Source organism: Agrobacterium tumefaciens, from assembly GCF_031801495.1.
Taxonomy (GTDB): Bacteria; Pseudomonadota; Alphaproteobacteria; order Rhizobiales; family Rhizobiaceae; genus Agrobacterium; species Agrobacterium tumefaciens_K.
Window position 1 is genome coordinate 2,219,065 of the sequence record NZ_JAOEGC010000002.1, and the last position, 19,383, is coordinate 2,238,447.

Annotated in this window: 24 protein-coding genes; 14 read left to right on the forward strand and 10 right to left on the reverse strand. The window is 58.8% G+C overall.

The features are described from left to right. Positions 1 to 10: 10 nt before the first annotated feature. Complete coding sequence (gene cysQ, locus N7578_RS20215; RefSeq protein ID WP_311112571.1) at positions 11 to 784, reverse strand: 3'(2'),5'-bisphosphate nucleotidase CysQ; 774 nt, start codon at positions 782 to 784, stop codon at positions 11 to 13. Between the two features lie 390 nt (positions 785 to 1,174). Between cysQ and N7578_RS20220 the strand changes: the two genes are divergently transcribed. From N7578_RS20220 to N7578_RS20245, 6 genes are all read left to right on the forward strand, one after another. Beyond that, complete coding sequence (locus N7578_RS20220) at positions 1,175 to 2,077, forward strand: ABC transporter permease subunit (RefSeq protein ID WP_311112012.1); 903 nt, start codon at positions 1,175 to 1,177, stop codon at positions 2,075 to 2,077. A 48-nt stretch (positions 2,078 to 2,125) separates the two neighbouring features. Further along, complete coding sequence (gene livM, locus N7578_RS20225) at positions 2,126 to 3,478, forward strand: high-affinity branched-chain amino acid ABC transporter permease LivM (RefSeq protein ID WP_422646736.1); 1,353 nt, start codon at positions 2,126 to 2,128, stop codon at positions 3,476 to 3,478. Next, positions 3,478 to 4,368: an ABC transporter ATP-binding protein gene (locus N7578_RS20230; RefSeq protein WP_311112014.1), complete on the forward strand. Its 891-nt coding sequence runs from the start codon at positions 3,478 to 3,480 to the stop codon at positions 4,366 to 4,368. Before livM ends, N7578_RS20230 begins: the two co-directional genes overlap by 1 nt. After that, on the forward strand, positions 4,368 to 5,096 hold the full coding sequence (locus N7578_RS20235) for an ABC transporter ATP-binding protein (protein WP_311112015.1): 729 nt from the start codon (positions 4,368 to 4,370) through the stop codon (positions 5,094 to 5,096). The genes N7578_RS20230 and N7578_RS20235 overlap by 1 nt, the downstream gene beginning before the upstream one ends. A gap of 149 nt (positions 5,097 to 5,245) precedes the next feature. Next, positions 5,246 to 5,599, forward strand: a complete 354-nt coding sequence (locus N7578_RS20240; protein WP_311112016.1) for a DUF6867 family protein — start codon at positions 5,246 to 5,248, stop codon at positions 5,597 to 5,599. Positions 5,600 to 5,718: 119 nt separating this feature from the next. Then, complete coding sequence (locus tag N7578_RS20245) at positions 5,719 to 6,837, forward strand: branched-chain amino acid ABC transporter substrate-binding protein (RefSeq protein ID WP_311112017.1); 1,119 nt, start codon at positions 5,719 to 5,721, stop codon at positions 6,835 to 6,837. Between the two features lie 137 nt (positions 6,838 to 6,974). On the opposite strand, the gene N7578_RS20250 is transcribed toward N7578_RS20245, so the two are convergent. Beyond that, positions 6,975 to 7,511 (reverse strand): AAA family ATPase, encoded by a 537-nt coding sequence (locus tag N7578_RS20250; protein ID WP_311112018.1) that lies wholly within the window; start codon positions 7,509 to 7,511, stop codon positions 6,975 to 6,977. A gap of 168 nt (positions 7,512 to 7,679) precedes the next feature. Between N7578_RS20250 and N7578_RS20255 the strand changes: the two genes are divergently transcribed. Beyond that, entirely contained in the window at positions 7,680 to 8,567 is an 888-nt protein-coding gene (locus N7578_RS20255; protein ID WP_311112019.1) for a DUF2793 domain-containing protein, read from the forward strand. Here N7578_RS20255 and N7578_RS20260 read toward each other — a convergent pair. After that, on the reverse strand, positions 8,510 to 8,794 hold the full coding sequence (locus N7578_RS20260; RefSeq protein ID WP_311112020.1) for a hypothetical protein: 285 nt from the start codon (positions 8,792 to 8,794) through the stop codon (positions 8,510 to 8,512). The genes N7578_RS20255 and N7578_RS20260 overlap by 58 nt on opposite strands. Positions 8,795 to 8,893: 99 nt before the next feature. On the opposite strand from N7578_RS20260, the gene N7578_RS20265 reads away from it, so the two are divergent. Further along, a complete protein-coding gene (locus tag N7578_RS20265) occupies positions 8,894 to 9,169 on the forward strand; it encodes a DUF1153 domain-containing protein (RefSeq protein WP_003491799.1) in 276 nt (91 codons plus the stop codon). A gap of 231 nt (positions 9,170 to 9,400) precedes the next feature. Next, positions 9,401 to 9,682, forward strand: a complete 282-nt coding sequence (locus tag N7578_RS20270) for a GNAT family N-acetyltransferase (protein WP_311112021.1) — start codon at positions 9,401 to 9,403, stop codon at positions 9,680 to 9,682. Positions 9,683 to 9,877: 195 nt separating this feature from the next. Here N7578_RS20270 and N7578_RS20275 read toward each other — a convergent pair whose 3' ends face one another. Then, a complete protein-coding gene (locus N7578_RS20275; protein ID WP_311112022.1) occupies positions 9,878 to 10,081 on the reverse strand; it encodes a DUF1059 domain-containing protein in 204 nt (67 codons plus the stop codon). A 285-nt stretch (positions 10,082 to 10,366) separates the two neighbouring features. Further along, the gene (locus N7578_RS20280) at positions 10,367 to 10,717 is read right to left on the reverse strand and encodes a flagellar export protein FliJ (protein ID WP_311112023.1); all 351 of its coding nucleotides are present in this window, start codon (positions 10,715 to 10,717) and stop codon (positions 10,367 to 10,369) included. 445 nt (positions 10,718 to 11,162) lie between these two features. Between N7578_RS20280 and ctrA the strand changes: the two genes are divergently transcribed. Continuing rightward, the gene (gene ctrA / locus N7578_RS20285; protein WP_027675781.1) at positions 11,163 to 11,867 is read left to right on the forward strand and encodes a response regulator transcription factor CtrA; all 705 of its coding nucleotides are present in this window, start codon (positions 11,163 to 11,165) and stop codon (positions 11,865 to 11,867) included. Between the two features lie 201 nt (positions 11,868 to 12,068). Here the strand turns inward: ctrA and N7578_RS20290 are convergent, their stop codons facing one another. Further along, complete coding sequence (locus N7578_RS20290; protein WP_311112024.1) at positions 12,069 to 12,644, reverse strand: hypothetical protein; 576 nt, start codon at positions 12,642 to 12,644, stop codon at positions 12,069 to 12,071. Positions 12,645 to 12,802: 158 nt separating this feature from the next. After that, positions 12,803 to 13,396 carry a TetR/AcrR family transcriptional regulator gene (locus N7578_RS20295; protein WP_311112025.1) on the reverse strand — a complete coding sequence of 198 codons (594 nt, stop codon included), beginning with the start codon at positions 13,394 to 13,396 and terminating at the stop codon, positions 12,803 to 12,805. Between the two features lie 171 nt (positions 13,397 to 13,567). On the opposite strand from N7578_RS20295, the gene N7578_RS20300 reads away from it, so the two are divergent. After that, positions 13,568 to 13,966 carry a RidA family protein gene (locus tag N7578_RS20300; protein WP_311112026.1) on the forward strand — a complete coding sequence of 133 codons (399 nt, stop codon included), beginning with the start codon at positions 13,568 to 13,570 and terminating at the stop codon, positions 13,964 to 13,966. 77 nt (positions 13,967 to 14,043) lie between these two features. On the opposite strand, the gene chpT is transcribed toward N7578_RS20300, so the two are convergent. Then, the gene (chpT, locus tag N7578_RS20305) at positions 14,044 to 14,694 is read right to left on the reverse strand and encodes a histidine phosphotransferase ChpT (protein WP_311112027.1); all 651 of its coding nucleotides are present in this window, start codon (positions 14,692 to 14,694) and stop codon (positions 14,044 to 14,046) included. 170 nt (positions 14,695 to 14,864) lie between these two features. On the opposite strand from chpT, the gene N7578_RS20310 reads away from it, so the two are divergent. Continuing rightward, complete coding sequence (locus N7578_RS20310) at positions 14,865 to 15,461, forward strand: DUF1134 domain-containing protein (protein WP_311112028.1); 597 nt, start codon at positions 14,865 to 14,867, stop codon at positions 15,459 to 15,461. A 229-nt stretch (positions 15,462 to 15,690) separates the two neighbouring features. Continuing rightward, a complete protein-coding gene (locus N7578_RS20315; RefSeq protein WP_311112029.1) occupies positions 15,691 to 16,890 on the forward strand; it encodes a hypothetical protein in 1,200 nt (399 codons plus the stop codon). A gap of 72 nt (positions 16,891 to 16,962) precedes the next feature. Here N7578_RS20315 and N7578_RS20320 read toward each other — a convergent pair whose 3' ends face one another. Both N7578_RS20320 and N7578_RS20325 read right to left on the reverse strand, forming a co-directional pair. Further along, entirely contained in the window at positions 16,963 to 17,817 is an 855-nt protein-coding gene (locus N7578_RS20320; RefSeq protein ID WP_311112030.1) for an RNA methyltransferase, read from the reverse strand. Next, positions 17,807 to 18,193 carry a hypothetical protein gene (locus tag N7578_RS20325; protein ID WP_311112031.1) on the reverse strand — a complete coding sequence of 129 codons (387 nt, stop codon included), beginning with the start codon at positions 18,191 to 18,193 and terminating at the stop codon, positions 17,807 to 17,809. Before N7578_RS20325 ends, N7578_RS20320 begins: the two co-directional genes overlap by 11 nt. 38 nt (positions 18,194 to 18,231) lie before the next feature. On the opposite strand from N7578_RS20325, the gene N7578_RS20330 reads away from it, so the two are divergent. Beyond that, positions 18,232 to 19,266, forward strand: a complete 1,035-nt coding sequence (locus N7578_RS20330) for an RluA family pseudouridine synthase (RefSeq protein ID WP_311112032.1) — start codon at positions 18,232 to 18,234, stop codon at positions 19,264 to 19,266. Positions 19,267 to 19,383: the final 117 nt, after the last annotated feature.

The window sequence follows — 19,383 nt, forward strand, 5'->3', positions numbered from 1 at the left end:
CCGGATATCTTCAGGCGGTCATGCCCTCGGCGATGAAATCGGGGTTGGCAAGCGCGTCTTCCCCTTCGCCCTTCACCTCGTAAGCCAGCGGACGGCCGGAACAGTCCAGCGTCCTGCCGCCAGCCGCGCGCAGCACCGCGTCACCCGCCGCCGTATCCCACATCATGGTGCGGCTGAAACGCGGATAGATATCGGCCACACCTTCGGCCAGCATGCAGAATTTCAGCGACGAACCGACGGAAAGACAATCTTTCAGGCCATGCTCGGCCACGAAGGCTTGCGTTTTTTCCGTGCAATGTGAACGGCTTATCAGTGCAACGGGCGACGCGGCCCGCATACGGGCGCGAATGGCGCGGCGGGTTTCAATGACACCCTCCGCCGAAACCGTCAGCTTTTCGGCGCCGTCATCCTCGCCGGTCCACACCTGCCCGCGGCAGGGCGCGTAAACGACGCCAGCAACCGGCACACCGTTACGGATCAACGCAATGTTGACGGTGAAATCGTCCTTTCCGGCAATGAATTCCTTGGTGCCGTCCAGAGGATCGACAAGAAAAAACTCCTCGGCGGTTTCCGGCACCACGCCCTTCGACACCGCCTCCTCGGCGATCACCGGAATATCGGGAAAATGCCGCGCCAGCGCGTCCAGAATGATCGTTTCGGCCCGTTGATCGGCTTCCGTTACCGGCGAGGAGTCGTTTTTGTAAGAGACGTGCGGCCCGGCCCTGTGCACCGCCATGATGGCTTGCCCGGCATCCAGCGCGGCCTGCGTCAATATCTCGATCATTCCTGAGCCCTTGCCCGATACGCTCTTGCCGGTTCCTTGCGCGCAGAGGTCTGAAGCGGTCTGTACCGTCCGCCCATCGTTCATCACCCCTGACACTGCCACTTTCGCTACCCCTTTGCAGGCACCCCGTCAAATAACGGTATTGAAATTTAAATAAATAAGCATCTGCACGCCATTTTTTCAGCATTTCCTGCCGAAATCATGACCCTTTTGATCTGGAAGCAGGCAGACGGCGTGGAAATTCTAAATATTGTGCAGAAACGCGGGTTTTTGACTTCACATTTCCACCGAACACGATAAGGGTTTGAGTATGGGGGTGGCGAAATAAGTTCCCCTGTAAGTAACATAAACGAGGCGTGACCCAGTCGAGGTCATACCCGGGGGAAAGACATGGAGTACTTTATCCAGCAGCTCATAAACGGGCTGACTCTGGGATCGATTTACGGTCTCATTGCCATTGGCTATACGATGGTCTACGGCATCATCGGCATGATCAACTTCGCCCATGGCGACATCTTCATGCTCGGCGGCTTTGCTGCACTTATCGTTTTCCTGATCGTCACATCTTTCGTCGCCGGCATTCCGGTAGCGCTTCTGCTGCTGCTGATGATGGTCGTCGCCATGCTGATGACCGGATTGTGGAACTGGGCAATCGAACGGGTGGCCTATCGCCCGCTGCGCGGTTCGTTCCGCCTGGCGCCGCTGATTACCGCAATCGGCATGTCCATCGCGCTGTCCAACTTCATCCAGGTCACGCAGGGTCCGCGCAACAAGCCGATCCCGTCGCTTGTGACAGACAGCTATCATTTCGGTGCGATCACCATTTCGCTGAAGCAGCTTATCATCGTGGTCGTCACCTCGGTTCTGCTGTTTGCCTTCTGGTACATCGTCAACAAGACGCCGCTGGGCCGTGCGCAACGAGCGACCGAACAGGACCGCAAGATGGCGGCGCTGCTCGGCGTGGACGTTGACCGCACCATTTCGATCACCTTCATCATGGGTGCCGCACTCGCCGCCGTGGCTGGTACGATGTACCTGATGTACTATGGCGTGGCCTCGTTCAACGATGGCTTCATTCCAGGTGTCAAGGCGTTCACCGCAGCGGTTCTGGGTGGCATCGGCTCGCTGCCGGGCGCGGTTCTCGGTGGCCTGCTGATCGGCCTCATCGAGTCGCTCTGGTCGGCCTATTTCTCCATCGCCTACAAGGATGTCGCGGCATTCGCGATCCTTGCTTTCGTACTGATCTTCAAGCCGACCGGCATTCTGGGTCGTCCGGAAGTGGAGAAGGTTTAAGTCATGGCCAATACTGTTTCAGACAACGAAACGCCGAACGGCAGCGTCATGGCTGCGGCGGTGAGGGAAGGCATCTTCGCGGGCGTCGTGGCGCTCGGCATGTTCATCCTTTACGTCGGCATCGTCACCTATCAGGACATCAACAACCAGCTGATCTGGGGCACCCGCTGGGGGCTTCTGGCGATCTTCGTCGCCGTTGCCGCCGTCGGACGCTTCCTGATGGTAGGCTTCATTACGCCGCATCTGGACCGCCGCAAGCTGGCCAAGGCAAAGAAGGGCGTTCTGGAAATCTCCGAGGACAAGGGCTTCTTCCACAAGCACTTCCTCAAGATAGCCCTCGTTCTCCTGCTGCTTTACCCGATCATCGCCGTCCAGCTCTTCGGCTTTCAGGGTTCGCTGAAATTCGTCGACAACTTCGGCATCCAGATCCTCATCTACGTGATGCTGGCCTGGGGACTGAACATCGTCGTCGGCCTCGCCGGCCTGCTCGACCTCGGTTACGTGGCCTTCTACGCGGTTGGCGCCTATTCCTACGCGCTGCTGTCCAGCTATTTCGGGCTTTCCTTCTGGGTGCTTCTGCCGATGGCGGGCATTCTGGCGGGCTTCTGGGGTATCATCCTCGGCTTCCCGGTCCTGCGCCTGCGCGGGGATTATCTCGCCATCGTGACGCTGGCTTTCGGTGAAATCATCCGACTTGTGTTATTGAACTGGACCGAAGTGACCAAGGGCACTTTCGGCATCTCGGGCATCGCCAAGGCTTCGGTCTTCGGCATCTGGTCCTTCGATGTCGGCGCTCCGAACAACTTCGCCAAGGCGTTCGGCCTGTCTATGTCCTCCGCCTACTACAAGATCTTCCTGTTCTACGTGATCCTGCTTCTGTGCATGCTGACCGCCTATGTGACGATCAAGCTGCGCCGCATGCCGATCGGCCGTGCCTGGGAAGCGCTGCGTGAAGACGAGATTGCCTGCCGCTCGCTCGGCATCAACACCGTCATCACCAAGCTCACCGCCTTTGCGACAGGCGCGATGTTCGGCGGTTTCGCAGGCTCGTTCTTCGCCGCACGCCAGGGTTTCGTATCGCCGGAAAGCTTCGTCTTCCTCGAATCCGCGGTCATCCTCGCCATCGTCGTTCTCGGCGGCATGGGGTCGCTGACGGGTATCGCGATTGCGGCTCTCGTCATGGTCGGCGGCACCGAGCTTCTGCGTGAAATGGAATTCCTGAAGCACGTTTTCGGTCCTGATTTCACGCCGGAGCTTTACCGCATGCTGCTGTTCGGCCTCGCCATGGTCATCGTCATGCTGTTCAAGCCACGCGGCTTTGTCGGCTCACGCGAACCCACCGCCTTCCTGAAGGAACGCAAGGCCGTCTCCGGCAGCTTCACCAAGGAAGGTCACGGCTGATGGCTTCCGGAAACACTGCAATGACATCCAATACCATGGGCAACACGACTGGCGACACGATCCTCAAGGTCGAGCATCTCTCGATGAAGTTCGGCGGCCTTATGGCCATCAACGACTTCTCCTTCGAGGCAAAGCGCGGCGACATCACCGCTCTGATCGGGCCGAACGGCGCGGGCAAGACCACGGTCTTCAACTGCGTCACCGGCTTCTACAAACCCACCATGGGCATGATCACCATGCGTCGCGCCAATGGCGAGACGCATCTTCTGGAGCGCCTGCCGGACTTCGAGATCACCAAGAAGGCCAAGGTTGCGCGCACGTTCCAGAACATCCGCCTGTTTTCCGGCCTCACGGTTCTGGAAAACCTTCTGGTGGCCCAGCACAACGCTCTGATGAAGGCGTCCGGTTACACGGTGCTCGGCCTTCTCGGCCTGCCCGCCTACCGGCGTGCGGCTGACGCAGCCATCGAAAAGGCAAAATACTGGCTGCAAAAGGCCGACCTGATCGAGCGCGCCGACGATCCGGCGGGAGACCTGCCTTACGGTGCGCAGCGCCGTCTGGAAATCGCCCGCGCCATGTGCACCGAACCGGAACTGCTCTGCCTCGATGAGCCTGCCGCCGGTCTGAACCCCAAGGAATCGCTGGCGCTCAACGCGCTTCTGCGCGGGATTCGCGATGAAGGCACATCGCTGCTCCTGATCGAGCACGACATGTCCGTGGTGATGGAGATTTCCGACCACGTCGTCGTTCTCGAATACGGCCAGAAGATTTCCGACGGCACGCCGGAGCATGTGAAGCACGACCCGAAGGTCATCGCCGCCTATCTCGGTGTCGAGGATGATGAAGTGGAAGAAGTGATTGCGGAAGAACTCGACGGGGGAGCGGCCTGATGACCGGTGAACCCCTTCTCAAAGTTCAGGGTGTTGAAACCTATTACGGCAACATCCGGGCGCTGGCTGGCGTCGATGTCGAGGTCAACAAGGGTGAGATCGTCAGCCTGATCGGCGCCAACGGTGCCGGCAAGTCGACGCTGATGATGACCATCTGCGGCAGCCCGCAGGCCCGCACCGGCCAGATCACCTTCGACGGTGAGGACATCACACGCGTCCCCACGCATCTGATCGCCCGCAAGCGTATCGCCCAGTCGCCGGAAGGCCGTCGCATCTTTCCACGCATGACCGTGCTGGAAAACCTGCAGATGGGCGCCAACCTCGACAACCTGAAATACTTCAAGGAAGACGTGGAGAAGATCTTCGTGATGTTCCCGCGCCTGAAGGAACGCCAGAGCCAGCGTGGCGGCACGCTTTCGGGAGGTGAGCAGCAGATGCTGTCCATCGGCCGCGCGCTGATGGCCCGGCCGAAACTGCTTCTGCTCGACGAGCCGTCGCTCGGTCTGGCGCCTCTGATCGTCAAGGGTATCTTCGAGGCAATCAAGAAACTGAACCAGGAAGAAGGCCTGACGGTCTTCCTCGTGGAGCAGAACGCGTTTGCCGCGCTCAAGCTGTCAGACCGCGCTTACGTGATGGTCAACGGCAAGGTGACGATGAGCGGTTCGGGCAAGGAACTGCTCGCCAATCCCGAAGTCCGCGCCGCCTATCTCGAAGGTGGCCGTCACTGAAAGATTTTACTTGCGCCGGAGATGCTGCGGCGCAAGACTGCAAACGGTGTCCTGCAAATCATCAACGGGCTGCGGGACGTAAACAACAAAAAAGCCTGCCGGAAAAACGGTGGGGCCGGGCGTCGTACCCGGTGCTGATGGGGAAAGAAATGCAGGGCCTTTTTTTCGAGACCGATAGCGGCGTCCGTTATGTTCTGCGCGCTCTGGTTGTCATCCTTGGTTTCTGGACGGCCTGGAGAACGGGCAAGTCCGTGGCCGACAGCTGGGGCAGTTACACACGGGTGGTCATCTACACGCTGGCGCTTGGCCTTGCCCTGCGCTTTCTGCACCACGCGCTGTTCAACGGGCCGTTCCTGAACGGCTTCTACTACGTATTTGACGTTGCTCTGTTGCTGGTCTTTTCCAGCGCCGGGTTCCGCGTCCGCCGGACGAGCCAGATGGTGAACAATTACTACTGGCTCTACGACAGAAGTTCGGCATTTTCCTACAAGAAGAAAGATTGACAGCCGGTTTTTTCTGGCTGCACAATACCCGTTAGAGTGGAACCGTTTCCTGTTCAGTTAAGGTGGGTACTGAACAGGTTCATGCGATCAACCCATCCAAAGGAACTGGGAGTACAGTAATGAAGAAGTCTCTTCTTTCCGCCGTTGCGCTGACCGCCATGGTCGCCTTCAGCGGTTCGGCCTGGGCCGATATCCTGATTGGTGTCGGCGGTCCTCTGACCGGCCCGAACGCTGCTTTCGGCGCTCAGCTTCAGAAGGGTGCAGAACAGGCTGCGGCAGATATCAACGCTGCTGGCGGCATCAACGGCGAACAGATCAAGATCGTGCTCGGCGACGACGTATCGGACCCCAAGCAGGGTATCTCTGTCGCCAACAAGTTCGTCGCTGACGGCGTAAAGTTCGTTGTCGGTCACTTCAACTCCGGCGTTTCCATTCCGGCGTCTGAAGTCTATGCCGAAAACGGCATTCTCGAAATCACCCCTGCCGCCACCAACCCGGTCTTCACCGAGCGTGGCCTGTGGAACACCTTCCGCACCTGCGGTCGTGACGACCAGCAGGGCGGCATCGCTGGCAAGTATCTGGCTGACAACTTCAAGGACGCCAAGATCGCCATCATCCACGACAAGACCCCGTATGGTCAGGGCCTTGCCGATGAAACCAAGAAGGCTGCAAACGCCGCTGGCGTCACCGAAGCCATCTACGAAGGCGTGAACGTCGGCGACAAGGACTTCTCCGCCCTCATCGCCAAGATGAAGGAAGCTGGCGTTTCCGTCATCTACTGGGGTGGTCTGCACACCGAAGCCGGCCTCATCATCCGTCAGGCTGCTGACCAGGGTCTGAAGGCGAAGCTCGTATCGGGCGACGGTATCGTTTCGAACGAACTCGCGTCCATCGCTGGCGACGCCGTTGAAGGCACGCTGAACACCTTCGGTCCTGATCCGACGCTCCGCCCGGAGAACAAGGAACTGGTCGAGAAATTCAAAGCTGCGGGCTTCAACCCTGAAGCGTACACGCTCTACTCCTATGCCGCCGTCCAGACGATTGCCGAAGCTGCCAAGGCAGCCGCTTCGCTGGAAGCGGAAAAGGTTGCCGAAGCGATGAAGGCTGGCAAGTTCTCGACCGTTCTCGGCGAAATCTCCTTCGACGAAAAGGGCGACCCGAAGCTTCCGGGCTACGTCATGTACGAATGGAAGAAAGGCCCGGACGGCAAGTACAGCTACTTCCAGCAGGGCAGCTAAGCCCTTTGGCCCCACACATCGAAGCCCGGTCGAAAGACCGGGCTTTTTTGTTGCCCGCGCCGGTTGTTTCCCTGACGACCGGGGAATGCGGACGCCGCCCTTCGGCGGCGGACTTCACGCTTGTCGCCGTTGCGCAATTATCCCAAAGCGTTTGAGAGAGCTCCCAGCACCAGATCCGCCCGCTCGCCAACGCTGGCCCTCGGCAAAACGACCGTCTCATACTCCAGCCGGGCATAATCGCGCAGCAGGCGCTCATACTCCGTGATGGCCGCATCGAAACCGTGCTGCCGTTCGCCGTCCGTGCGGTAGATTTCCGGCCAGGGCGGCGTGAGGAACACCAGCCGGTTATATCTATGGTCACGCCGCAGCCTTTCGATGAAGGCGTCACCGGTAACGTCGTGCAACACAGACGCGGCATCGATCAGCCCGCGATCGAAAAACACCGTGCCGCTTGAACTGGCATTCTGGCGATCCTCAAGTGAAAGCCTGACGGCACGTCGCGCAAAAGCCGCCATATCGACCCATGGCAGCGCCATCCCGCCACGTCGCATTTCCTGCGCCACGATGCGCCGTCCCGGCTCCTCGACGGTTGAAAAGCCGCGCCGCGCGAGTTCCTCGAGCAGCGTGGATTTACCACCGCCCGAACAGCCGGAAAGAATGACGAACCGATCCAATAACCTTCTCCACGTTTACAGTCTGATGAAAAATATGCGGCTGATGAAAGGTTCAAACCCATCTCAGTATCTGCGACACGAGAATATCTCATCCCCGCTCCTCCCCGCCTGACATCGCCGCCGCACAATCACCGGCAGCACACAGGCCACAGCGAGCGGGAGAGCCCCATGACAGACCGGACCACGAAGCTTCAACTTCCCTATATCCTGCCCTCACAGGCGCAGAAACACGTCACCCACAACGAGGCATTGCAAAGGCTGGATGCGGTCGTCCAGCTTGTGATTGCCGATGTGCCAGCGACGCCGCCGTCCAGCCCCGAGGAGGGTGATTGTTTTCTGATCGCTGAAAATGCCACCGGCGACTGGAGCGGAAACGCAGGCAAACTTGCGTTCCGTCAGGACGGCGCGTGGCTGATCATGCAGCCGAAACCGGGCTGGACGGCGTGGTTTGCCGAGGCCGGACGTTATCGCGTGCTGCAGGACGGTTCATGGCAGGATATGCCGCTTCCCGCAACCGGCCGGATGGATCGCCTCGGCATCGGCACGGATGCGGACGCCACCAACCGTTTCGCGCTGGCCTCACCCGCCAGCCTTTTCACCCACACGAATGGCGACCACCGCATGACCATCAACAAGGCGGGAAGCGCCGATACCGCTTCGCTTCTGTTCCAGTCCGGCTGGAGCGGGCGTGCGGAAATGGGTCTGGCGGGGAACGATGGCTTCTCGATCAAGACCAGCGCGGATGGCGCGACATGGCAGACGGCCCTCTCCTCAGCGGCAGCGGACACATCGACATGCCACATCGGCCATTGCTGCGGGCGGAACTGCCGGCTGGCAATCTTTCGCCCGTCAACGGGTCATCGTCCGGCTTTTCCGTGCTTGCGATCCAGCAGGGTGGCTTTGCGCTCGGCAACGATGTCGGCGCGGCACCCGGAAAAGAAATCGTCATCCCCGCAACCGGCCTTTATCTCGCTGCGCTATCGCTGGCCGTGGTGTCTTCATCCGGCCATCAGGTATCTCTCGCGGTCAATGGCGCCGCGGGCGACCTGTCGCTGATTGGCACAACCGCCAGTGCCGGGACGCTCCAGTCCGGTCTCTTCATGGTCGCGCTGAACGCCGGTGATCGCCTCAGCCTGCGCAACAATGGCTCGGCAACGTTCGCCCAAGGCCCCGGCAAGTCCATACTGCTGCTCGCAAAACCGTAAACACAGAAAAAAATCGCGTGAAGAAAGAATTTTTTCGCCCACGAAATAAGGCAACTCGAACAAATCAGGCGAAATCATTCAATTTCTTAATAAACTGTCACGAAGTGCTTAGGCAATTTTTAAAGGTACCGGGCTACAGTTCCCGTCATATGGTCTTGAGTTTGTATAGAGTGTCCAATGACCGAAATGATACGCCCACGAGTTAAATATGTCATCGGCCCCGATGGCAGCCCCCTGACGATTGCGGATCTTCCGCCTGCAAATACCCGACGTTGGGTCATTCGCAGAAAGGCAGAGGTTGTTGCCGCCGTGCGCGGAGGACTGCTGAGCCTCGAGGAAGCCTGCGAGCGTTATACGCTTACCGTTGAGGAATTCCTGTCCTGGCAGTCGTCGATTGCCGATCATGGCCTTGCTGGCCTGCGTACGACGCGGATCCAGCAGTACCGCCACTAAAGGTTCTTTTCGCCGCGTAACACCGGCAAAGATTTTTTCAAACGCCCTGTCGGATTTCACCGGCGGGGCGTTTGAATTTTGAGCGGTGCGGACGTTCCTCCCCCAACGCAGCAACAGGCAGCATTGTCGTCTTTTTGTGTCCACTGCGTTCGCCACCGCGGCGGTTTCCATTTTGGCCCGGCCCGTTAAAGTGGCGAACGAAAGAAACACAGGATCGAAGGGAGACACTTCATGGACATCGTGACCTCGGAAACCGGTTCGCACGGCGAGTATTCGGCGACGATCGAAGGCCACAAGGCGGAAATGACCTATTCCCGCACCTCCCCTTCCCTCATCATCATCGACCATACCGGCGTTCCGGATGCGTTGCGCGGCAAGGGTGTCGGCCAGGCGCTCGCCGCCCATGCCATCGAAGACGCCCGCAAGGGCGGCTGGAAGATCATTCCCCTCTGCCCCTTCTTCAAGGCGCAAACGCTTCGCCACCCTGAATGGGCGGATGTCATTCAGGGATAATCGGTGAAACGGGAAAAACACCCCGAGGAATCGATTTCTTCCGCAACACGAAGCCGCGTCACCCCGGACTCGGATACCGGGCCCAGCGCGCTCAAGCTCTTGATCGCAAACCACACTGCCCGTGGCGCAAAGGTGCAGCCACCAGCTGCCTCTCCAAGCCCGGCATGACGGAAAAAATCACGTCACCAGAAGTGTTCACGCCACCATCATCGGCGGCGTTCCCTGATGAATGCTCTTGCGGACTTCGTCGCGGAATTCCGGCGTGTCTTCGGCGCCATGCACCGTGATCGCATGCTGAACGGCCGCGTCGATCAGTTCATCGGCGGTATCGGCGGAGATGGCGATCGTGCACTTGCTTTCACTCGGAAATTCACGGCAATCGATATACTGGCGAGCCATTGTCTTCCTCCCTTTTTGGTCGCACGCACCCGATGCACGGCGCCGAAAAAATTCCGGTAGGCGAATGAGGACATCGGGGTGGCGAAACCTCGTCAGATTACTCCTTTCGCAGCACGCAAACAAATGCAAAAGGGGGACTGGCGTTTTGCAAGCGCACAAACAAAAACGGCCGCCAGACCGGCAGCCGTTTTTGAAAAAAGTCATGGCGTCCCATCATTGAAAGCCGCCACCTGATCCACCGGCAGCCGTCAATGAGGACCACGATCACCCGGTTGCTCCGGCCGATCAGGCTCGGGCGCGGATCGCACCGTCGCGGTTTTCAAGTGCCGCGGCCTTTTCGTATTCCGCCTGCACTTCTTCCAGCGCAGATTCCGCGGCTTCCTGCTGCATCTTCAGTTCACGAATGGAAACCTGAAGATTGTCTGCCCGCTGACGTGCGGCCTTCGCGAAGGTCGGATAGGCAAAATGCGTCGGATCGGTGATACCCGACTTGCTTTCCTCCAGCGAGATCTGGTGGACCAGTTCTTTTGCCATTCGTTCGAACTCCGACATCATCTGCTGCAACTGATGCAACTGCCGTCGTTTTTCGTTGACCTGAAATTCTTTCAGGCGAACTAGGCTGTCACGCGACTTCATACGCAATACTCCATGGATAGCGAGACCCAGGCCAAAAAAGGCATTACCGCCCGCATTCTTCCGGCTGTACCGGAATGATTCCGAAAAGTTACCCGGCGTTAATAAAAATCAGCCGCCGTTAACCTTTCGTTTACGGGCATCGTTAATGATAAGCATGATCATTTAAGGGTCGGTAAATGCCAAGTCCAAAAAATGGACACGACAATGTAAGAGTCGATTGAATCACTTAGCGGGAATCCCTCACGTTAAGCTTCAATATTGGCGATGATGGATTCACGTGCAAAAACAGCAGAATGTCAACTTTGCTTAATAAATTCGATACACCTTGCCAAAGGCAATTAGAATTTGTTAACCATTTGGTGGCAGCCTGCAAATCAGGCAACGTCTGGATCCGCATCGCGCGAGGCAATGATTTACCTCCCTGCGGGCGGCAAAGGGGATAATTATGCGGGTTCTACTTATTGAAGACGACAGCGCGACAGCGCAGAGCATCGAACTGATGCTCAAGTCGGAAAGTTTTAACGTCTACACGACCGACCTCGGTGAGGAAGGCGTGGATCTTGGCAAGCTGTACGATTACGACATCATTCTGCTCGACCTGAACCTGCCTGACATGTCGGGTTACGAAGTCTTGAGAACGTTGCGCCTCTCCAAGGTGAAGACGCCGATCCTCATCCTCTCCGGCATGGCCGGTATCGAGGACAAGGTTCGCGGCCTTGGCTTCGGCGCAGACGATTACATGACCAAGCCGTTCCACAAGGATGAGCTGGTTGCCCGCATCCATGCCATCGTGCGCCGTTCGAAGGGCCATGCCCAGTCGGTCATCGCCACCGGCGAGCTGATCGTCAACCTCGACGCCAAGACGGTTGAAGTCGGTGGACAGCGCGTCCACCTGACCGGCAAGGAATATCAGATGCTCGAGCTGCTTTCGCTGCGCAAGGGCACGACGCTGACCAAGGAAATGTTCCTCAACCACCTTTATGGCGGCATGGACGAGCCTGAACTGAAGATCATCGACGTGTTCATCTGCAAGCTGCGCAAGAAGCTCGCCAACGCCGCAGGCGGCGCGAACTACATCGAAACCGTCTGGGGCCGCGGCTACGTTCTGCGCGAGCCGGATGGCGCCACGGAATATCTCGAAACCGCCTGATCCGTTTCGAAACGCCCGTATAAAAAAATCCCGCCGCGCAACCGGCGGGTTTTTTGTTTTTGAAGAGTTAGAAATCCGGCTCGCCAAAAACATATTTTTCAAAGGCGCACATACGTGTCAGCGATGCTTCACCGCACGCAGATTCAACCTCTGCAATTTACGGAAAGATTTGGAAGTAAGTCACCAAGGCGGCCTTCAGGCTCAAGGCTTGGGGCAGCGCGCCCAAACATCCAGAGGAGTTTCCGGAGACTGAAGCACCAGAATGTCATCGTATGGCCGTACTATCGAAACAGTCCCGTTGTTATCGTGAAGTACCTTGTCAATCATTCTTGAATAGCCAGGATTGCTCGTTATATCCGTTCCGCCACCCATTCTTTCAAATAACACGGTAACATCGGTATAGGTGCCAAACTGGTTGCCAGCCCGCGAGGTATAGACGGTTGAAAGCGACATGCTTCCTCCCTTCGCGTTGACAGCTTCAAAAGCATAGTCATTCAGAACGTTGATCGTTATTGAAGCGAGTGCCTTTGGATCGCACATCCTGGCAAACTGCGCGGGATCATTTTTCTCAGGGGCAACCGCACTTATGCGGAACCAGTCGCCACTCAAATTATCAAGAATCATCTTCCGATAATTGGTTGGCTTGTCCACAGTGCCGATAATGGCTTCGACGGAACGGCTGTAGCGATCAAACAATGTTGTCGGCTGATCAGACCAAGATGATCCTCCAGCTGATAAAAATACCAGAATAACCAGCGGAACGGTTTTCAAACTCACTCTTGCGCCCTCACAGTTAGACCCCGAAGCAGCGATGAGATAAATTTGTTAAAATTCAGATTGCGATTTGCGTCGGATTTTTCGCTTTTCGTGATGGACAATCCCCACCACGCTCCGATCCTGCAGACCTCGTGTATCGTTATCTCCGTCAGACGTGCCTATCGCGGCGTCCTCAACAATCCCGAGGCCAAAGCGCTGAAGGCCTCGATGGCCTGCGGCAGCACCGTTAACGGTTTTGCGCTGGCTGCAACCCACAGCGCCGCGTTCAGGGCCGCGCCGCTGATAAGCCGGGCCACCGCCTCAGCGTCGAGCGGTTTCAGCACACCCGTTTCGATCAGCCGCTCCACCGCGCTCTTCGTCACCTGCAGGCAATTGTTCTGGCTCGGCCAGAGAGACGGATCACCGAGAACGGCGGGACCATCCAGAAGCACGATGCGTTGCACCTCCGGGTCGAGCGCCATCTCGATATAGGCCGCCCCTTCCGCAAGAAGACCTTCCCAGTCATCACCGCCGCGCGCACCGGCAGCCTTGGCTTTCATCGCCATTTCGGTGTCGATCTGCTCGACAACCGCAGCCAGAAGACCGCGTTTGTCACCAAAATTGTGATAGAGCGCACCGCGCGTCAGCCCCGCATCGGCGGTCAGTTCATCCATGGATGCAGCCGAATATCCCTTTTCCGCGAATGCTTTACGTCCCGCGGCAATCAGTTTCGCCCGGTTTTCCTGCATTGTCTCGAAACGCCGTCCAGCCATTTCCAACCCTCAAATTCACATACGTTGCGTATCTGGAATTGACATACGTCACGTATGTCACTATTTCACATACGCAACGTATATAATACGGCGACTGCCATTGTGAAGCGCCGTGACGTTCGACCGTTCCCCGCCCCACCGACGGGGCGTCAACACCATAAGGAGAATGACATGACCAAGCGTGAAGCTATTTTCCCCGCAGGCCGGCATGCACTCTACGAAAACCACCGTTACTCCGCTGCAATAAAATCCGGCGATCTTCTGTTCGTGTCCGGGCAGGTCGGCAGCCGCACGGATGGCAGCCCTGAACCGGATTTCGAGCGGCAGGTCCGGCTTGCCTTCGACAATCTCAAGGCAACGCTTGGCGCGGCAGGCTGCACCATCGACGATATCGTCGATGTCACCTCCTTCCATACCGACCCGGAAAGCCAGTTCGACACCATCATGAAGGTCAAGAACGAAATCTTCGACCAGCAACCCTATCCGAACTGGACCGCGCTCGGCGTCAACTGGCTGGCCGGGTTTGATTTCGAAATCAAGGTCATAGCCCGCATCCCGGCACAGGCGTAACGTTCCGGAACCCCAACAACAAAAAACCGGTGATTCGCATCACCGGTTTATCTCTCTGGAATATCGGTGGCGGCGGATCACTCCGCCGGTACGGTTACCGCGGTAAACACCACGCGGTCCTCGTGAACCTTGTATTCCACCTGCATTCCCGCCTCTTCCGCCAGAAGCAGCGTGTAATAGGGCTGAACCGAATGGGCATCGATCGCCTCTTCCAGCCTGCCCTCGTAGATTTCCACGAACTTGGCCGGAACGCGCATCATGCGGCCCTTGACGGTGATTTCGAACTTGGCGTCGCCATCCGGGCTTTCCAGCAGCACATCCACATTGCCGCCGCGCGGAATGGTGCCATAGGCAACCAGGAACAGGTTTAGCAGCAGCTTGACGCGGTTCTTGGCAACGATGGCACGCGGGCCGTTCCAGCTGACTTCCGCCTTCTTTTCAGCAGCGGCAAAATCCTTGGCGGCCTTCTCAGCCTCACCCGTGTCGATGGAAGCGCCGGCAGAACCGGAGGCGCCGAATGCAAGGCGGGCGAACTTAAGGCGCACCGATGCGTTAAGAGCGGACGTGCGGATGAGATCCATCGCATCCGCGTCCGCGCCACCCTCGTCCAGCAGTTCCAGACCATTGTTGATCGCACCGACCGGAGAAATCACGTCATGGCACACGCGGCTGCACAGGAGCGCCGCCAGATCGGGACCGGACAGCGTGATATTGAGTTTGGTCGTCATAAAATTTTCTCCTGCGCAAGGCTGCGCGGACGGTGTGAACATCTAAGGCCATAATGACACCATATTTGGTAAACCGATTGTTAATAGGATGGTTTCAAAATGCCAAATGCCTTAACACGGCGACCAAATGCCCTAAGCAGGGCAATTCGGAATTCAACAGACGGACGGACATGACGATGCGCTTCACGAAAACCCGCACCATTGCACGCCTCGGACTGGAAAAGATTCTTGTGCTGTTCGCGAGCCTTTTTCTGTCGGTCGCGCCTGCCGCGGCACAGAGCAGCGACCAGTACACGATCCAGGAGATCGTTGACGCAGGCCACGGCTTCTTCGGCGAAACGACCGGCGGACTGGCCAAGGTGGTCGAACGTGCCTTCCAGCAGTACGGCCTCCCGAACGGCTATATTCTCGGCCAGGAAGGCTCCGGCGCTTTCGTTGCCGGCCTGACCTACGGCGAAGGTACGCTCTATACCAAAAACGCAGGCCAGCACCCGGTCTTCTGGCAAGGCCCGTCGCTCGGCCTCGACTACGGCGGTCAGGGCACCCGCGCCATGATGCTGGTCTACAACCTTCCCGCCGTCGACGCGCTTTATCGCCGTTACGGTGGTGTCAGCGGTTCCGCCTTCATCGTGGCGGGCGTCGGCATGACCTATCTGAAAAGCTCCGACGTGACCATTGCTCCGATCCGCACCGGCATCGGCGCGCGGCTTGGCATCAATGTGGGTTATCTGAAGCTCACCCAGCAGCCGACCTGGAACCCCTTCTGATTCGGTAGAGGCTGCTGTCCGATCCGGGGAACGGCAAAAACCTGCCTTCCCGCCGGCGGCATCAACGGCGTAACATGCCTCCAAATTGCCATTTGCGCGCACAAAGCTGTTTGTCTGGGCAAGATGGCCGCACTCCACCCGGAAATGCGTGGAAACACGGGAATGAAGCATTGAAGGCAAACGCGTTTTCACCGAGAAAAATGCTCTGTAGTGTCGGAGATCCTCGCGCGTGATAGAATATGCCATTCTTTTCGGACTGGGTTTTCTGACCGCAACCTTGCTTGCCCTGCTGATCGCGCCCGCGATCCATCGCCGCATCGTCGCCTATACGGAAAACCGCCTGCGTGCGACCATGCCCATCAGCCCGCAGGAAGTCCGCGCCCAGAAGGACATGGCGCGCGCGCTTTACGCGGCTGAGAACGCAAGGGTGAAGCAGGAACTGGACACAGAACGCGAAAAGAACACCTCGCTGCGCCTGGCCAACGAAGCCGCATCCAGCGATGCCTATCGGCTGGGCGAGCAGAATCGCAATCTTCTGGTCAAGTTCGAGGAACTGACGCTCGAAATCGGCGAACTGCGCTCGGCTCTGGATGCAAGCGAGGCGAATGCCGCCCGCCTTCAATCCGCCCTTTCCGAGCAGCTTGAAGCGGCCACCAGCCGCGCCACCCAGATGTCGGAACTCACCAGGCGACTGACCAGCCTCACCCGCGAACTGGATGATTCGAAGGTTCTCGCCGCCACCCGTGATCTTGAGGCCGAACAGGCAAGGCAGAGCGCCTCGCGTATCCGCAAGGAAGGCGAAACCGCGGCCCGCGAGCTGAAGGATGTGAGTGACCGCAACCGTGAGGCGATGACCGCCGTTGCCCGGGAAAGCCGCAAGGTCACACGTCTTGAGGAAAAGCTGGCGGCGGAAATCGCCAAAAATGCCGATCTCGATACGGCCCTGACGATGCGGACGCAGGAAGTCGCCCGCCTCAAGGAACAGCTTGCGGCCACCGGCGGCAAGTCGAACGATATGGTCATTCGCCTTCCGAACCCGGCAGGCAGGCAGCAGCCGGCAGTCGAACCCGAAAAACCGCAGGTGGCTGACGTCGCTTCCGATCCTGTCCCGCCCGTTTCCAACGCGGCGGCAGAGCCTGCCGTTCAGCTTCAGCCGGATGCCCTTGCCCAGCAGATCGAGGATATCCGCAATCAGGGAACCGCGCTGACCGAGCGGCTTCTCAACGTTCGCGGAACATCGAACGACGAGGCGATCCGCCGCGAGATCGCCCGCATCGCCGCCCAGATGATTGCGCTTACCGCCGCACAGGAAGGCGAGACATCGCCCATCCCCGTCCTTCTCGCCAAATCGGAAGGCAATTCCGGTCGCGACAGCCTGGCAAAAAGGGCCGCAGCACTGATGGAAAAGTCCACGTCACCCCGGACCTGATCCCGGCTCCACGAATGACGGAGGAGAGCATCGGAAAACGCTGCAGAGCGTTTCCGATTAAATGGAACCTCTCTAGATCCGACCGATCGCCGCCGCCATCTGGTACAGCGCCAGCCCCGAAGCCGTTCCGGCGTTCAGACTGTCGAGCTGTGGCGACTGCGCGATGCGGGCCGTGTGGAAGCGCGACAGCACCGATTGCGGCAATCCCTCGCCTTCCGTACCGATGACCAGCGCCATACGCTCGGAACGCGGGATCTGCCTTATCTCGGTTTCGCCGTTGGGCGACAGGCTCCAGATCGCAAATCCTGCCGCAGACAGCCGCTCCAGCATCTCCACCGCGCCGCCGCCGCGATGGTAAGGTACAGCCAGCACCGATCCGACGGAAACACGCAGCGCCTTGCGGTAAAGCGGATCGCAAGATGTAGCATCCAGAAAAACGGCATCGGCATGGAAAGCCGCCGCATTGCGGAACATCGCGCCCATATTGTCGTGATTGGAAATGCCGCACCCCACCAGCACCAGCGACGAGGCAGGCAGCCGGCCGATCTGATCGTCCAGCGAAGCATCGCCGACGCGACGACCAAGCGCCAGAATGCCGCGATGCAGATGGAAACCGGCGATGGCATCCAGCACCGGCGCTTCCGCAACATAGACCGGAACATCCTCAGGGAACTCGGCAAGAATGTCGGCAACACCGGAAAGCCGGTTCTTGAGGATCAGGATGCTTTCCGCCGCAAAGGCGCCGCCCGTCTTATGGGCGGTAGCGAGCATGCGCAGCACCACGGTCCCTTCGGCGATGAACCGTCCCTGCCTACCCGTCAGGTCACGCTCGCGGATATCGCGAAACGCCGCGATACGCGGATCGTCCGCATCCTCGACCGGGATCAGGACACGGCCCTCCAGGAGTTCCGGTGTCTTACTGGCCATCGACCGTGACATCGGCGACGAAGCGCCCGGCAGCAACGTTGAACACCAGCGCCTTGCGGGTGCCGTTGGCAAGCCTGCCGTAAAACAGCATGTCGCCGCCCGAATAGCTGACGTTTTCGATCACGAAGCCCTGCGGCAGGCTGGCCGTCGCGGCAATCGGTGCGTCGGAAGGAACCGTCATCGTCTGCGTCTGCGTCGTGGCAGCCGTTTTCGACGGCCCCATCGCCTTGTAGACAACCGCGCCGAAGACAGCCATAAGGCTGATAAACATCACGGAGCCCGACACGATCTGCAAACGGATCATCTTGCGGCGAACTTTTTCCATGGCCGGGTCTAGCGGCTTGTCTTCCTGTTCGTCTGGCTCGATCTGCGTCATCGGGTTCCCTGAAATGCTGATGGATCGGAAAAATAAGAATGAACGACCCCTTTAAACAAGGCGAAGACGCAAGGAAAGTCCTGATTGCCGGGGAAGACGCCGAAGGCCGCCTTGATTCCTGGCTGGCGGGCGAAGTTGGCGGCGATCTGTCGCGCAGCCGCCTCAAGGCGCTGATCGAACAGGGCGCTGTTTCCGTGAACGGCAAACCCGTCACCGAACCGAAAAAGAAGGTGCACCCCGGCGACCGCATCGAGATTTCCATGCCAGAGCCGGAAGACCCCGAACCCAAGGGCGAGGATATTCCGCTGACCGTGGAATACGAGGACGACGACCTGATCGTGCTCGTCAAGCCCGCCGGTCTGGTCGTGCATCCGGGTGCGGGCAACTGGACGGGAACGCTGGTCAACGCGCTGATCCACCATTGCGGCGACAGCCTGTCGGGCATCGGTGGCGTGAAACGCCCCGGGATCGTGCACCGGCTGGACAAGGAAACCTCCGGCGTCATGGTCGTCGCCAAGAACGACAATGCCCACCGCCATCTGGCCGCGCAGTTTGCCGACCACGGCCGCACCGGCCCGCTGGAACGCGCCTACAAGGCCATCGTCTGGGGTCGTCCGAAAACGTTGCGCGGCACCATCGACGCCGCATTGGGGCGCGGTAACGACCGCACCAAGCGTGCGGTCAAGCATGAGGATTCCTTCGATGCCCGCGAAGCGATCACCCACTACGAAGTGATCGAGCGTTACCACGAAAAGCCGGATGCCACCTGCCTCGCCTCCATGGTGGAATGCCGTCTGGAAACCGGCCGCACCCACCAGATCCGCGTGCACATGGCCCATATCGGCCACCCGCTGATCGGCGACCCGGAATATGGCGCGGCCTACCGCACCAAGGCGAACCTTCTGGATGAACCGGCAAGAAGCCTTGTCGGCCGCTTCCCGCGTCAGGCGCTGCACGCCTATCTTCTGGCCTTCGAGCACCCCCGCACCGGCGAGGTGATGGAGTTCGAAACCGATATGCCGGACGACATGGCAGAGCTGGTGACGGCGCTTCGCGGACCGCAACATTCGTAATCCGCGATCCAAGACGGGCCAGAAAACATAAAACCGCGCGGCGGGAACGGAAAAAATATCGTTCCCGCCGCATTCGCGAAGTCTTGGATAACACAACAGGATTAGCGACTTCTCCAT

Excerpts from the sequence above, each read along its gene's own strand:
- N7578_RS20220 (WP_311112012.1), top strand. The coding sequence starts at position 1,175 with ATGGAGTACTTTATCCAGCAGCTCATAAACGGGCTGACTCTGGGATCG.
- ctrA (WP_027675781.1), top strand. The coding sequence starts at position 11,163 with ATGCGGGTTCTACTTATTGAAGACGACAGCGCGACAGCGCAGAGCATC.
- N7578_RS20325 (WP_311112031.1), bottom strand. The coding sequence starts at position 18,193 with ATGACGCAGATCGAGCCAGACGAACAGGAAGACAAGCCGCTAGACCCG.
- N7578_RS20260 (WP_311112020.1), bottom strand. The coding sequence starts at position 8,794 with ATGATTTCGCCTGATTTGTTCGAGTTGCCTTATTTCGTGGGCGAAAAA.
- N7578_RS20255 (WP_311112019.1), top strand. The coding sequence starts at position 7,680 with ATGACAGACCGGACCACGAAGCTTCAACTTCCCTATATCCTGCCCTCA.
- chpT (WP_311112027.1), bottom strand. The coding sequence starts at position 14,694 with ATGACGACCAAACTCAATATCACGCTGTCCGGTCCCGATCTGGCGGCG.
- N7578_RS20330 (WP_311112032.1), top strand. The coding sequence starts at position 18,232 with ATGAACGACCCCTTTAAACAAGGCGAAGACGCAAGGAAAGTCCTGATT.
- N7578_RS20295 (WP_311112025.1), bottom strand. The coding sequence starts at position 13,396 with ATGGCTGGACGGCGTTTCGAGACAATGCAGGAAAACCGGGCGAAACTG.
- N7578_RS20320 (WP_311112030.1), bottom strand. The coding sequence starts at position 17,817 with ATGGCCAGTAAGACACCGGAACTCCTGGAGGGCCGTGTCCTGATCCCG.
- N7578_RS20265 (WP_003491799.1), top strand. The coding sequence starts at position 8,894 with ATGACCGAAATGATACGCCCACGAGTTAAATATGTCATCGGCCCCGAT.
- livM (WP_422646736.1), top strand. The coding sequence starts at position 2,126 with ATGGCTGCGGCGGTGAGGGAAGGCATCTTCGCGGGCGTCGTGGCGCTC.
- N7578_RS20230 (WP_311112014.1), top strand. The coding sequence starts at position 3,478 with ATGGCTTCCGGAAACACTGCAATGACATCCAATACCATGGGCAACACG.
- N7578_RS20240 (WP_311112016.1), top strand. The coding sequence starts at position 5,246 with ATGCAGGGCCTTTTTTTCGAGACCGATAGCGGCGTCCGTTATGTTCTG.
- N7578_RS20235 (WP_311112015.1), top strand. The coding sequence starts at position 4,368 with ATGACCGGTGAACCCCTTCTCAAAGTTCAGGGTGTTGAAACCTATTAC.
- N7578_RS20310 (WP_311112028.1), top strand. The coding sequence starts at position 14,865 with ATGACGATGCGCTTCACGAAAACCCGCACCATTGCACGCCTCGGACTG.
- N7578_RS20280 (WP_311112023.1), bottom strand. The coding sequence starts at position 10,717 with ATGAAGTCGCGTGACAGCCTAGTTCGCCTGAAAGAATTTCAGGTCAAC.
- N7578_RS20245 (WP_311112017.1), top strand. The coding sequence starts at position 5,719 with ATGAAGAAGTCTCTTCTTTCCGCCGTTGCGCTGACCGCCATGGTCGCC.
- N7578_RS20300 (WP_311112026.1), top strand. The coding sequence starts at position 13,568 with ATGACCAAGCGTGAAGCTATTTTCCCCGCAGGCCGGCATGCACTCTAC.
- N7578_RS20275 (WP_311112022.1), bottom strand. The coding sequence starts at position 10,081 with ATGGCTCGCCAGTATATCGATTGCCGTGAATTTCCGAGTGAAAGCAAG.
- N7578_RS20270 (WP_311112021.1), top strand. The coding sequence starts at position 9,401 with ATGGACATCGTGACCTCGGAAACCGGTTCGCACGGCGAGTATTCGGCG.
- cysQ (WP_311112571.1), bottom strand. The coding sequence starts at position 784 with ATGATCGAGATATTGACGCAGGCCGCGCTGGATGCCGGGCAAGCCATC.